We start from the raw sequence: 13,231 nt of genomic DNA, 5'->3' as shown, positions 1-13,231 counted from the left end.
TGCTCAGCCCACGATGAGGCGGTACGCGCGCTCATCCCCGTAGTGCTCGAAGCCGGCGCGCGCGATGATCGGCGCAGAGGTCGAGACGCGTCCCTTCACCAGAGCCGTCATGGCGCCCCATTGCGCCGCGATCCGGAGGCGCTCGGACAGGACTGCACGGTAGGCGCCGCGCCCGCGATGGTCTTCGAGAGTCGCCGCGCCCCAGAGACGCGCGAAGCCGTCGGCGAGTGTCCACCCTCCCGTGCTCACCGGCTGCCCCGCGAGGCGCGCGAGCACACGTCCGTGGGTGCGCGACTCCAACGACGCGGTGAGCTCATCGAACTCGGCACGGAGGCCCTCGTCGTCGAGAGCGAGCTGCTCCCACACCGCGACGTTGATCGCGTCGACCGCTCGGATCTGGTCGAGGTCGGTGACCAGCTCGGCGATGGCCCCGTTAGGAGGTGCTGCGGCCGCGGCCTCACCATCGATCGGTCGTGCGAACACCGCGACGGTGTCGATGTGTTCGGCTCCACGCCGGCGGAGCTCATCCTCGAGATCGGGCTCGTCCGAGGGGTTGGTCCAGAACGTCAGGGTGTCTTCGCCCCAGCGCACCGTGCGGGAGATCGCATGGTCGAGAACCTCGTCCGCACGCCGCGAGGAGCGCACCTGCGACCCTCGTACTCCCCCACCGAAGCGAGGGGGGTAGCGAACGAGGAGCAGCTCCGCGTTCTCGCTCTCGGATCCTCGGGGAAACCACGCCCACTCCGCGGCTGCTCGAAGTATCTCGTCTCGGGTGTGCACCGGTTCTCCTCGGTCAGTCCGCCGCGCCCACCAGGCGGGCGAAGGCGCTGAGCCGCGCCACGCCCTCCGGCGTGTAGGGAAGATCGTCGAGCAGTGCCGGCGAGTGGATCAGGTAGGCGACGCACTGCGCGCGGGAGATCGCGACGTTCAATCGGTTCTGCAGAAGCAGGAACTCGGGACCTCGCGGGGCATCGCGTCCGCTGGAGGCGGCGAGCGAGGTGATCGAGACGGCCGCTTCCTTGCCCTGGAAGTTGTCGACGGTTCCGACCGGGACATCGCCGAAGCCCGCGGACGCGAGCGCCTCGTGCACGAGCTGGCGCTGCGCGTTGTACGGCGTGATGACGATGATGTCGGCCGGGGTGAGCGGGCGGGTCATCACGTTGTCGGTGCCGGTGTCGGTGTCGGCGTCGGCGCCGGTGTTGTCGGTGAACGTCCGACCGACGAGGTCACGGACGATCCGCACGACCTCGGCGGCCTCCTCGGGCGACTGCGTCGCGTTGCCGCGATGTCTCAGCGGCACGACGTGGAGCCCGGGGTCGATGCCGTCGACGGATCGCTTCTCGGTTCCCGGCGCGGAGGCGAGCTTTCCGGCGTAGGCGAGTTTCGACACCGGCGCGGCGACGAACGGATGCATGCGCCAGGAGCGGGCGAGGAAGTAACCGTACTCGGGGCGCACGACCGCATCGCCGTCCATCACCCATCCCAGTGCCGAGGTATCGACGGGTTCGGGGTGTGCCCCCTGGCTGACCTGCGGCAGTTGCTGCGGGTCGCCGAGGAGCAGCAGGCGCTTCGCACCCGCCGCGACCGCGATGGTCGAGGCGAGCGAGAACTGTCCCGCCTCGTCGATCACGAGCAGATCGAGACCTCCACGCTCGACGCGAGCGGTGTTGCTGAAGTCCCAGGCGGTGCCCCCGACCACGACACCCTCATCGGCGTGCTCGCCGAGGAAGGCCGCCATGCCGCTCTTCGGGATCACCGTGTACGCGGGATCGGAGTCGGGGTCCTTCGGCGCCTTCGCGACCTGCGCGGGCGCCACGCCGTCGGCGACGACTCGGGCGAGCAACGTCTCGATGATGGCGTGGGACTGCGCGACGACCCCGATCTTGAACCCGTGCTCGTTCACGAGCCGGGCGATCACGCGTGACCCCGTGTAGGTCTTGCCCGTTCCGGGAGGCCCCTGCACCGCGAGGTAGCTGCGGTCGAGGTCGAGCACGCCCCGGACGATGGCGTCGATCGGGTCGCCGGCGACGGCCTCCACCGGCGGAAGCGGCGCGCCCGAGCGTGTACGCGGGGGGATCCGGCGCAGGATGTCGGTCGCCGGATCCTCCGGGAATCCCGGAGCTGCGGCGTGCACGGCGTCGGCCCATTCGTCGATCGCTCCCTGCAGGGAGACGACCCGCGGCGGCGCGGCGGGCGTCAGGGCGAGGGGGAGCTCGTCCCAGGTCTGCCCCTGGATCGCCGTCTCGGTGATGAGGAATCCGTCGTCGAGAACCTCGGCCACCGTCACGGCGTGCGGCACGTGCACCGCGCGCGAAGGGATGTCGACATCGAACGGCGCCGGTGCCTCGTAGAGTGCGAACGGCTGCGCTCCCACACCCAGCGTCGTTCCCGGCGAGACCTCACCGCGGATCTCGATGTCGCGGGACATCACCCGACGTCCCTCACCGATGCTCCACTCGCGGCGCACGACCGAGGAACCCGCATCGACGCGCACCACGTCGCGCGTGCCCTCCCACATCGTGACGGGCTCGCGGAGCCGCTGGAAGTGCGAGACCCAGAAGCTCTTGGCCTCGCGCGGGAAGTAGTCGATCGCCGCTGCGGCGATGCGATGGACCTGGCCGTCCTGGCCCGCGTCGACAGCGCGCTCCGCGTCGGCGAGGAGGGCCACCGACCGCGGAGAGGGCTCGTAGATCACCTGGTCGGCGGCGTCGGGAGGGGCGGGGCTGACGCCCTTCTGCCGCGCGATCTCGATCAGCCAGTTGCGCAGACGGCGCGTCGAGACGCAGTCGTAGCGGTTGTAGTCCGCGAGGTCGGCGAGCACCGCGTCGGCATCGCTCTGCTCGCCCGCCGCCGCGAGCTCACGCGCGGCGACGTACTGAACGATCGAGTCGTCGCCCTTCTGCACGTCGCTCGTGCGCACGTCGTCGCCCATGTAGAGCGGCTCGAGCTTCTTGATCGAATACGAACGCGAACCGACGCGAACCGTGCGCAGCACCAGGGGGTAGAGGTCGACGAAGACCCCCTCACGGAGCAGTCGATCGACCTCGCCCTCGCGCACTCCGTGTCGCGCCGCCATCGCCACCAGGTGCGAGGTCTCGTAGGGCGCGTAGTGGTAGATGTGCATTCCGGGGTGGGCGGCCCGGCGCACCGCGACGAAGTCGAGGAAGGTCTCGAACGCCCGGCGCTCCTCGGCGAACGTGTGCGCCCAGATGGCCGTGTACTGATCGGCGTTGTCGACCCAGCCGAAGAGATAGTCGATGCCCCAGTGCGACTCCCCGATCGGCGCCGGCTCCGTGTAGAGCGGGTCGCCCTCGAAATCGAAGAAGATGTCGCCGTGGCTCGGCACCGGAAGGGTGTGGATCGCCGGCGCGTAGTGCACGTCGAAGGTGGGGGCACCGCTGGCATCGGCGCGGAGCTGAAGAGCCGCCTGCGCACGGAGTCCTTCGAAGGTGTCGACGTTCATTCCCGCCGGTGCCGCGGGCGCGGCGGCGAGCTCGTCGATCGTCGCGATACCCGCCGCACGCAGTCGAGCGCGCTGGACAGGACGCATGCGCGCGACCATCAGCAGGTCGCGGTGCGCGATCACCTGTTCCTCGCACGTCGCACAGCGGCCGCAGGCGACGACCTGCAGATCTCCCCGGTCATCGCCCCAGGCGAGCGGTTCGCCCTCTGCCCCCGCGTCGATGCGTCGATCGGAGATCAGCGCGCGCAGGCGGGCTCGACGCACCTGGAAGAGCGGGAGCAGGTCGTCGACGGCGTGCGTGCTCAGCGTGCCGTCTCCCAGGATGAGATCGACCTCATCGGCGCGCGGCACTCCCAGTCGATCGAGTTGGTCGACGTATGCCGCGAGCTGCATCAACGCGGTGACGCGCGCCTTGCGCGCCAGTTTCGAGTCCTGCACCCGCCAACGGCCGTCGGCATCGCGACGCAGGAAATCGGCGAACCCCACGAACTCCTCGGTGGCGAACGCCGCCTGGAAGACGACCTCCGCATCCGAACGCAGAGCCGCCAGGCTCTCCTCGACCGCAGCACCCAGCGCCGCGGCATCCGTCGACGACACCTTCGCGATCTGGCGCACCGCGTCGTCACCGAGCTCGGCGACGTACCGCGCGAGCACGTTCCGCTCGTGGACGTCACCGAGCAGCGCCGCACGCGCGAGCGTCGCGTCTTCGGGCTCTTCGACCGCCGGAACCCGGCCCAGCTTGGCGTCGATCGCACGGCACCAGGCGAACTCGCATTCGGCTGCGGCCTTGAGGTCGCTGGCGCTCCAGATGACGCGCTGCGCCTGAGTGTCGATCCGCACGATGCTCCATTTCGTCGTGCTTCGACACTAGCTGCGGCATCCGACATCGCCGCAGCTCACGGCCCCCGGGTCAGCGCCACCAGGTGTCGTCGGGCGTCACGGGGAGGTTGCGCTTGTGCTGGGTCGCGAGGTAGCGCGCTTCGATCCGGCCGGCCACGTCGGAGTCCACCGGGCGCCCCTCGAGGAAGTCGTCGATCTGCTCGTAGGTGAGTCCGAGCTCGTCCTCGTCGGCGCGTCCGGGTTGTCCGTCGAGCAGATCCGCCGTCGGCACCTTGAACGCGAGCCGGTCGGGGGCGCCGAGGAACTGCAGCAGCGCGCGACCCTGTCGCTTCGAGAGGCCGGAGAGCGGCAGGATGTCGGCGGCCCCGTCACCGAACTTCGTGTAGAAGCCGGTCACGGCCTCGGCGGCGTGATCGGTGCCGATGACGAGGGCGCCCTCGTGCCCGGCCAGCGCATACTGAGTGACCATGCGCACCCGGGCCTTGATGTTGCCCCGGTTGAAATCGCTGATGTCGCTGGTCACGGCGAACTCGATGTCCTCTTCGACGCCGTCGACGCCGTTCTGGATGTTGACCTCGACGGAGCTGTCGGCGGCGATGAAGGCGAGTGCCGCCTCGGCATCCGCTGCGTCGTGCTGCACCCGGTACGGAAGGCGCACGGCCAGGAAACGGGCTTCTCCGCCTTCGGCACGCACGCGCTCGACCGCGAGCTGTGCGAGGCGACCGGCGAGCGTCGAGTCCTGACCACCCGAGATCCCGAGCACGTAGCCTCGGGCGCCGGTGGTGCGGAGGTAGTCGGCGAGGAACTGCACCCGCCGTTCGACCTCGGACTCGGGATCGATCTCGGCGCGAACACCGAGGGCATCGGAGATCTGCTTCTGCAGGGACACGGCTTCCTCCACTCTTCCTCGTCCCAGTATCTCCCGGTCCTGTTACGGAGGGATGACGCATCGCGGATGCCCCGCGGCTTCGCGTCGCCCGCCGGCACCTGGCAGGATGGCGAGGTGAAACTTCTCGTCGCCGCCATGGCATCCGAACTCGAAGCGTTCCCCGAGAACCTCGAAGGATTCGATCAGCTCGTCACCGGCGAGGGCAAGATGCAGGCGACGTACGCCCTCACACGTGCGCTCGACGCGAAGCCCTACGACGAGGTCGTCGTCGTCGGCACGGCGGGTGGGATCGATCCGGATCTCGACGCGAGCGTCCACGAGATCGGGAGCGCCCTGCAGCACGACGTGTTCGATCTCGACGGCATCGCGGGCCAGCACGTCTCGCTTCCGGCGCGCGTGTCGACGGGTCGCGAGGGCGTGCTGATCGCGACCGGCGACAGCTTCGTGGGCGACGCCGGCATCACGGCGGTCATCCGCCCGTCCGGCGCCGGACTCGTCGATATGGAGACCTACGCCTACATCTGGGTCGCCGAGAAGTTCGGGGTGCCGATCCGGGCGTTCCGCGCGATCTCGGATCGCGCCGAGGAGGGCGCGCTGGTCGATTTCCGGGCGGCGATCGCCCGGTGCAGCGTCCAGCTGCGCGAGGTCATCCGGCAGGAGTACGGCGTCTGAGCGGCGCCGCCGTCCGCGCATGTGCGCGGACACCGCGTCCGCACGCCTGAGCGGATGTCGCGTCAGCGCGTCTCGATGACGCTGGGCCCGGCACTCGTCGCACGTACGCGGAGCTGCGCCGGGATCTGATCCTGCATCGCCTCGACGTGACTGATCACGCCGACGGTTCGACCGCCCTGCCGCAGTTCGTCGAGCGTGCGCATCGCGACGTCGAGGGTGTCGGCGTCGAGAGACCCGAAGCCCTCGTCGATGAAGAGCGTGTCGAGACGGATGCCGCCGGCTCGGGCCGTGACCACCTCCGCGAGTCCGAGCGCGAGCGCGAGAGAACTCAGGAAGGTCTCGCCGCCCGAGAGCGACTGTGCGGGACGCGTCTGCCCGGTGAAGGCGTCGTGGACGACGATGCCGAGCCCCGATGCGGCGCCGCGTGCGGCGAGGGCGTCGGAGTGCCGGAGCTGGTAGCGGCCGGTGGACATATCGCCCAGCCGACGGTTGGCCGCCTCGACGATCTCCTCGAGCTCGGCGGCGAGCACGAAGGTCTCGAGCGTCATCTTTCGTGTGTTCGGGCCCCGACCGGCGATCGAATCGGCGAGGTTCTGCAGCACGGCGTGCTCGGCCATCTCCTCGGCGCTGCGATCGTGCTCGTCTGCGGCGGCCGCAGTGAGCGACGTCAGCCGTTCGAGCACACCCGCTGCGGCTCCGTCGGCGGAGACTGCGGTGATCCAGCCGGCCCGGGCGTCGGCGGCGGATGCTTCGAACGGCGCGATGTCGATCGGTTCGTCGGGGAGCGCACGCATCTCGAGCGGCAGGAGGATGCTCTTCTCCTTCTCGCGGCTCACGGCGTGCCGGGTGATCTTCTCCTCGAGTGCGTCGCACTCGCGCGGCGAGCGCAGGGCAGCGCGGGCGTCGTCGATCGTCTCGAAGGGCGAGTCGACGAGTGCGCTCCGTCGAGCCGTCTCGGCCTCGGCGCGAGCGAGCTCCCGCTGTTCGAGGTCGCGGAGCGCGGAGGCGAGCGCGGTTGCAGCGGCGATGCCGTCGCTGGTGATCGCGATGCGCGATGCGACCGAAGGGAATTCACCTCGTGCCTCGACGATGCGCGCTTCGGCTTCTCGGGCGCTCTGCTCCTGGGCGGCGAGCGTCTCGCGTGCCGCTCCCACTGCCGCCTCTGCGGCGGCGCGCTCGTCGTCGAGGGCCTCCGCTCGCGCGGAGATCGCGGCGATGGCGGCGTCATGGGTGGCGAGAGCGCTCTGCGCATCGATCGAGGATCGCCGCTCCGTCTCGAGCGCCTCGAGTTCGGCCAATGCCGTCTCTGCGGTACGCCCCTCAGCGGCGACCTCCGCTCCGGCGATCTTCTCGCGGAGCGACACGTGATGCTCGGAGGCGGCACGTTCGCGTCGAGCAGCCAGGTCACGCACGGCCTCGGCCGCCTCGACGTCGTCTGCCGACACCGGGTCGGCGTGCACGGCGGGGGCCGGATGCTCGCGCGACCCGCACACGGGACACGGTTCCTGAGCCGTGAGAGTCAAGGCGAGTTCTCCCGCGAAGCCGTCGAGGCGCCGTCGACGCAGGAGCGCGAGCGCGGTCTGAGCCGTCGCCAGCTCGTCGGTCGCCTCCCCGAGCGCACGCTCGGCCGCGTCGCTCTGCTCCCGCAGCTCTTCGCGACGGCGCACGGCCTCCGCGCGGGTGATCGCCTGGTCGCGCCGTCGGGTGAGGTCGTCGAGACGGTCAGCGGTGCGCCTCGCTTCGTCGCGGGCGTGGGTTTCCCTGGCGAGCTCGGCGGGCAGGTCGCCCTGCTCCCGGACGAGTTCGGCGACGCGTGCAGCGGCCTCACTCGCCGCGGCACGCGCGCGTTCGATCTCGGTGTTGCGGGAAGCGGAACCCTCCTCGAGCAGAGCGGCCTGCTCCCATGCGCCGCGCTCGCTCAGACGCTCGGCAACCCAGTCGTTCAGCAGGTCGACGGTGGGGGCGTCGAGACCCGCATCGACGGCGCCCCACTCGTCCTCCGCGATCCGCGCCGACTCCGCCGCGGACTCGGCGGCGCGTGCGGCCCGTTCGGCGGCATCGATCACTGCGCGGAGGGCCTCGGCGCTGCGCGCGGACGCGAGCGCGACCCGATCCTCGTCGATCTGCGGCTGCTCGGCGTCCAGTATCGCGAGCGCGGCACGCGAACGGTCGCGTTCGCTCTGCGCCGCACGTTCCTCACGAACCTCGGCGAGTCGGGCATCCGCCGCCGCGAGTGCGCGCTCGGCATCGTCGCGTTCGGCACGGCGGCGCTCGCTGCGATACGCGGCTCGCGCCTCGGCGCGGCGAAGATCGTCGAGGCGTCCGCCCGTGTCGGCGGCGGGCACGTCCCGCGACGCCGCGGCTCCGGGTGTCGGCCCACCGCCGGAAGCGCCGGCGGACTCGGAAGCGAACGGCTCATCCGCCGCCGCGGCGTCTCCCGACACCGCGGACTCTCCGGACGCCGCGGACTCCGCGGTGTGCGCGCGCTCCTCCGCTCCCAGCTCCTCCCGAGAGACGAGTGCCTCGGCCTCGTCGAGCCGCGCTCCGATCGTCGCCAGACGCAGGTCGAGTGCGCGTTCCGACGCTCGACGCCGCTCATCGAATCGCGTCTGCACGTCGTCGAACCGCTCGGTGCCGAACAGCCGGCGGAGAAGTGCCTGGCGGTCCTTGCTGTTGGCGAGCAGGAACTCCGAGAAGCGGTTCTGGGCGAGGAGGATCACCTGCAGGAACTGCTCGCGGCTCAGTTGGAGGATCTCGTCGAGCTCGTGAGCGACGTCGACGGCGCGGGCGGCTCGCCCGCGCCATCCCGACTCCGTGTGCTCCTCGAGAGCCACCGCCGGTGCCTGTTTGGTCAGACCGCCTCCGCGTTTGGCCGGGCGCAGGTACTCGGGCGAACGCGTGACCCGATAGCGACCCGCCGGGGTGCTGAACTCGATCGAGACCTCGGAGATGTCATCGGGCTCGCAGTAGTCGCTGCGCAGCCGCTTCTCGCCGCCCTCGTAACGCGGCACTCCGCCGTAGAGCCCGAAGCACACGGCATCGAGGATGCTCGACTTGCCCGCACCCGTGCGACCGGCGATCAAGAAGATGCCATCGTCGGCGAACGAGTCGAAGTCGACGACCTGGCGCGAGCGGAACGGACCGAATCCCTCGGCCTCCAGGCGGTGCAGGCGCATCTAGACGAGCGCCTCTGCGCGCACCCGGTCGTCGAGCACCTCACGGATGAGCTCGATCTCACGTGCCGTGGGCCCGTGGCCCTCGCGGACGTGCTCGAGGAAGGCGGCGATGCGTTCGTCGTCGCTCACGGCCTCGCGCAGACGCGCCGCGTACGACCCTTCACCGCTCTCGACCGTCGTCGCCGGCAGGTGCTGCACCAGTGCGCAGAACGGAAAGCGCTCACGGAGGCGGCGCATCGGCTCGGTCTGCGGAAGCGCGTCGGTGTAGGTCGCGCACACCCAATCCTCGGCGTGAGCCGCGACGTTGTCGTCGGAGAGGATCTCGTCGAGGGTTCCCGTCAGAGTGACGAGCCGGCGCGGAACCGGGAGGTCGAGCCACTCGACACCCGCGAGCCCGCTCTCTCCGATCTCGACGAGCCAGGAGCCGCGCGGCTTGCTCTGCTCGCCGAAGCTGTAGTGCAGGGGCGCTCCGGCATAGCGCACGCGGTCGCTCAGGCGGTTGCGGCCGTGGATGTGTCCGAGAGCGACGTAGTCGGGGCCGTCGAACACCTCGAGCGGCACGACGTCGAGCCCGCCTTGGCGCACCTCCCGCTCGAGCCCCGTCGTCGCATCGACCCCGGCGGCGAAGCAGTGGGCGATCGCGACCGAGCGCCCGTCGTGACGCGCCATGCCCTCGCGGACGAGATGCATGGCATGCGCCATCGTCTGCGCCTGGGTGCGCAGGGGACGCCCCTCGGCATCTCCCTCGGGCCAGTGCTGGCGCACGATCGCGGGCTCGAGGTACGGGATCCCGAAGAAGTTCACCGGACCGTCGGGATCGTGAATCGTCACCGGCGTGCCGATCGCCAGCGGATCGGTGAGCACGTGGATGCCCTCGCGCAGCAGCCGGGCCTGGAAACCGAGTCGGGCCGCCGAGTCGTGGTTGCCGCTCGTCACGACGACGCTCGCCCCCGTGTCGTGCAGCGCGACCAGCGCATCGCCGAGCAGGGTGTAGGCGGGACCCGATGGCGTCGCGGAGTCGAAGACATCGCCCGCCACGACCACGACGTCGACCGCGTGCTCCCTCACCTGCGCCGTGAGCGCTCCGAGCACCTCGGCCAGCGCGTCCATGGTCGAGTTGCCATGGAAGGTGCGGCCGATGTGCCAGTCGGAGGTGTGCAGGATGCGCATAATCACACGGTACGAAGGGCCACCGACATTCCGTCCGAGGCGTGCCGCAGCAGCCGTTCCCCGGCGGCGGATCGACGGGGCCGATCGTCGATCCGCCGCCCGACGGGCGACCGGCTCCGCTCAGTGCGCGGAGGGGACGGCCTCTCCGAGCGACGGCAGCAGCTCGCTCTTCGATCCGCGAACCATGGTCGCCGCGATCACCGAGGCGGCGACCATGAAGATCGATGCGGCGATGAACGTCCAGCCGTAGGCATCCGTGAGCCGCTCCGGACCGACCTCTGTCTGCGCGTGTCCACCGACCGCGGCCGCGTAGACCGCCGTGAACACCGACAACCCGATCGATCCGCCGATCTGCATCGCCGAGTTCGCGACCGCCGACGCCACCCCGGCGTCGTGCGGCGCGACCCCCGAGAGCGCCAGGTTCTGCAGAGGGATGAACACGAAGCCCATCCCGATCCCCAGCAGCACCAGCGCCGGGGCGATCTGAACGACGTACGCACCGTCCGGTGTGATTCCCGAGAGCGTGAACAGGCCGACCGCAGCGATCAGCGGGCCGACCACGAGCATCGGGCGCGGACCGATCACGGGCAGCAGCTTGGTCGCGATCGGCGCGAGCACCATGGTCGCGATCGGGAGCGGGAGGCTCGCGAGCCCTGCCTGGAGCGCTCCCATGCCGAGAACGAACTGCAGGTGGAACGTCAGGTACACGGTCGCGCCGATCATGATCGCGCCGGCGACACCCTGGATGAGGAACGCGCCGCCGCGCACGCGGTCGGCGACCACGCGCAACGGGAGCAGCGGGTGCGCGACCCGACTCTCGACCCAGACGAAGAGTCCGAGGAGCACGCCGCCGAGCACGAGGAAGCCGATCGTCAGGGGCTGCGCCCACCCGCCCTCGGCGAGGCTGAACCCGTAGACGAGGGACCCGAGTCCGAGGGTGACGCTCAAGGCACCCGCGATGTCGAGGCGCTTGCTGCCCTCGGCCGCGCTCTCGGTCAGCACGATCGCCCCACCGGCCACGCCGATCACGACGAAGACGAGGTTGACGAGCAGGCACCAACGCCAGTCGGCGAATTCGGTCAGGACGCCGCCGAGCAGCATGCCGATGGCCGCGCCGGTGCCGGCGACCGTGCCGAACACGGCGAAGGCGGTGTTGCGCTCCCGTCCAGTCGGGAACGTCACGGTCAACAACGCCAGGGCCGCCGGCGCGAGGAGGGCGGCGAACACGCCCTGCAGGCCTCGCGCGAGGACCAGCTCCCAGCCCTGCTGGGCGAGACCGCCGTAGAGGGAGGCGGCTCCGAAGCCGAGCATGCCGATCAGGAACGCGCGCTTGCGTCCGATGAAATCGGCGATCCGGCCGCCCAGGAGCAGGAGCGCTCCGAAGGCGAGGGCGTAGGCCGTCACGACCCACTGGCGCTGCACGTCGCTGAGATCGAGAGCGGCCTGAGCACGGGGCAGAGCGATGTTGACGATGGTGCCATCGAGGACGACGACCAGTTGGGTCAACGAGAGGACGACGAGCGCCCACCATCGGGTCTGAGGGCGGGCGCGCAGGGATGACGACATAGAAAAACCTCCGGTGTCTGGTGAAGGATGCCGGAGGTTTCGAGCCTCGGACCAGCGCGCCGCGGGCGCCTGACCACCTCAGCCGACGGGGCTGAGCAGAGCTCGACTATAACAAGTCGATCGAGAGGTTCGTAAGCGGAAGGTCCCCTGACCCACCCTCGTCACGACGATCGGCACGCGGTGATGCGAGATGCGCGGTGCGCGATCACCTGTGCGGCGTGCGGGGCTGCGCGATGCGAGATCAGGGCTGCCCTCCGCCCACAGGTGCGGGACTTGCCCCTCCCGGCGGGGGTTGTGCCCGCCTCGTCGTGACTACCGACTTCCGCTACTCCTCCAGATCGTACGTCCAGTTCGCCTGCTGAATCCGGTTGTCGAGTTCGCGCAGCTCCTGCGCGACCCGATCCGCGTTCGCCCGCAGCTCCGCCACGGGGAGCGCCGAGATCTGTCGCAGCTCCGAACGCATCTGCCGGGGGAACTGCGTGTTGCCGGATGCCGATGCCGCGGCATCCGCCAGCAGTGAATGCCGGAGCCGCAGCACGTCCCGCGTCGCGAGCGCGTCGGTCATCGTGCCGTCGGTCCCCAGATCGAGCCGTGCATTCGTGGCGTTGATCCGGCGGATCAGATCGCGCAGCCGTGCAAGGTCGGCTTCGGCGTCGACGAGCAGTGCGTTCGCATCCTCGGAGGGCTCCTCCCCCTCCTGGAAACGGGCGTTCGCTGTGATCCGCGCGCGAAGCTGTTCGATCCGGCGCTGCAGATCGGCCCGTGCGGTGAGTGCCTCGGCGAGTTTCATACGCCCCATCCTTCCAAATCGACGTCGTAACACAACGTCACGGACGAGGCGGTCACCGGGAGCGCAGCAACGACGCCTTCTCGGGGTGCGCCGAGAACCAGTCGGCGACGTACCAGCAGACCGCGTCGACCTTGCGGTCACCCCGCTCCTCGATCTCGGCGACCGCGCCCTCGACGACCGTCCCGGCATAGCCGTGGCCGCGGAAAGTCGGGATCGTGAAGGCCCGAGTGAGCGCGATGGTGCGACCGTCGTCGCGGTAGTCGAGCACGCTCACGAGCTGCCCGTCGCGGGTCAGCGTGTAGCGGGAGGCGTCCTTCTCGTCGGTGAGGATGAAGCCGGAGGCGAGCGTCGATTTCGTCATCGGAACCACGTTACGCCCGCCACGCGATCGTGTGGTCGTTTTGACACGGGCCGACACGATCGGACATAATCCCCCCATGACCACCAACGCACGCCCTTTGTCCGCCCAGGAGGCGAACGGGACTGCCGGGATGATGATGCCCGGTCGCGTTGGCATGTGTTGCCGAATGTGCAGCTGAACGAACAGCCACCCGCCCGACCCCGTCCCTCGCGATCTTCGAGGCAGGGGTCCCCGAGCATCCACCCTTTGCTCGCTTCCCGGCTCGCCCCGGTCATTCATGCAACGCATCAGAGCCCATCGGCTC

At 70.1% G+C, this 13,231-nt stretch carries 9 protein-coding genes; 1 reads left to right on the top strand and 8 read right to left on the bottom strand.

The genetic code is table 11. The features are described 5' to 3' along the window. Window positions 1–3 precede the first annotated feature (3 nt). From KV396_RS10305 to nadE, 3 genes are all read right to left on the bottom strand, one after another. Complete coding sequence (locus KV396_RS10305; protein WP_247632815.1) at window positions 4–645, bottom strand: GNAT family N-acetyltransferase; 642 nt, start codon at window positions 643–645, stop codon at window positions 4–6. Between the two features lie 148 nt (window positions 646–793). Beyond that, the gene (locus tag KV396_RS10300; RefSeq protein WP_247955663.1) at window positions 794–4,303 is read right to left on the bottom strand and encodes a TM0106 family RecB-like putative nuclease; all 3,510 of its coding nucleotides are present in this window, start codon (window positions 4,301–4,303) and stop codon (window positions 794–796) included. Window positions 4,304–4,373: 70 nt separating this feature from the next. Next, the gene (gene nadE / locus KV396_RS10295) at window positions 4,374–5,192 is read right to left on the bottom strand and encodes an ammonia-dependent NAD(+) synthetase (RefSeq protein ID WP_247632817.1); all 819 of its coding nucleotides are present in this window, start codon (window positions 5,190–5,192) and stop codon (window positions 4,374–4,376) included. A gap of 114 nt (window positions 5,193–5,306) precedes the next feature. Between nadE and KV396_RS10290 the strand changes: the two genes are divergently transcribed. Continuing rightward, the gene (locus KV396_RS10290) at window positions 5,307–5,864 is read left to right on the top strand and encodes a phosphorylase family protein (RefSeq protein WP_247632818.1); all 558 of its coding nucleotides are present in this window, start codon (window positions 5,307–5,309) and stop codon (window positions 5,862–5,864) included. 62 nt (window positions 5,865–5,926) lie between these two features. Here the strand turns inward: KV396_RS10290 and KV396_RS10285 are convergent, their stop codons facing one another. The 5 genes from KV396_RS10285 to KV396_RS10265 all read right to left on the bottom strand — a co-directional run bounded on the left by KV396_RS10285 (window position 5,927) and on the right by KV396_RS10265 (window position 12,927). Then, window positions 5,927–9,040 carry an AAA family ATPase gene (locus KV396_RS10285; RefSeq protein WP_247955662.1) on the bottom strand — a complete coding sequence of 1,038 codons (3,114 nt, stop codon included), beginning with the start codon at window positions 9,038–9,040 and terminating at the stop codon, window positions 5,927–5,929. Further along, window positions 9,041–10,210: an exonuclease SbcCD subunit D gene (locus tag KV396_RS10280; protein ID WP_247955661.1), complete on the bottom strand. Its 1,170-nt coding sequence runs from the start codon at window positions 10,208–10,210 to the stop codon at window positions 9,041–9,043. It lies immediately after the preceding gene. A 120-nt stretch (window positions 10,211–10,330) separates the two neighbouring features. Beyond that, window positions 10,331–11,776, bottom strand: a complete 1,446-nt coding sequence (locus KV396_RS10275) for an MFS transporter (protein WP_247955660.1) — start codon at window positions 11,774–11,776, stop codon at window positions 10,331–10,333. A gap of 325 nt (window positions 11,777–12,101) precedes the next feature. Next, window positions 12,102–12,566 carry a DIP1984 family protein gene (locus tag KV396_RS10270; protein WP_247955659.1) on the bottom strand — a complete coding sequence of 155 codons (465 nt, stop codon included), beginning with the start codon at window positions 12,564–12,566 and terminating at the stop codon, window positions 12,102–12,104. 52 nt (window positions 12,567–12,618) lie between these two features. After that, window positions 12,619–12,927 (bottom strand): GNAT family N-acetyltransferase, encoded by a 309-nt coding sequence (locus KV396_RS10265; RefSeq protein WP_247623279.1) that lies wholly within the window; start codon window positions 12,925–12,927, stop codon window positions 12,619–12,621. Window positions 12,928–13,231 lie beyond the last annotated feature (304 nt).

It is taken from the genome of Microbacterium galbinum, assembly GCF_023101185.1.
In the GTDB taxonomy this organism is placed as follows: Bacteria; Actinomycetota; Actinomycetes; order Actinomycetales; family Microbacteriaceae; genus Microbacterium; species Microbacterium galbinum.
This window is presented reverse-complemented; position numbering and strand designations above follow the sequence as displayed.

Bases quoted from the DNA above. Each gene is read 5' to 3' on its own strand.
- KV396_RS10285 (WP_247955662.1), bottom strand. From the start codon at position 9,040: ATGCGCCTGCACCGCCTGGAGGCCGAGGGATTCGGTCCGTTCCGCTCG.
- KV396_RS10280 (WP_247955661.1), bottom strand. From the start codon at position 10,210: ATGCGCATCCTGCACACCTCCGACTGGCACATCGGCCGCACCTTCCAT.
- KV396_RS10275 (WP_247955660.1), bottom strand. From the start codon at position 11,776: ATGTCGTCATCCCTGCGCGCCCGCCCTCAGACCCGATGGTGGGCGCTC.
- KV396_RS10270 (WP_247955659.1), bottom strand. From the start codon at position 12,566: ATGAAACTCGCCGAGGCACTCACCGCACGGGCCGATCTGCAGCGCCGG.
- KV396_RS10265 (WP_247623279.1), bottom strand. From the start codon at position 12,927: ATGACGAAATCGACGCTCGCCTCCGGCTTCATCCTCACCGACGAGAAG.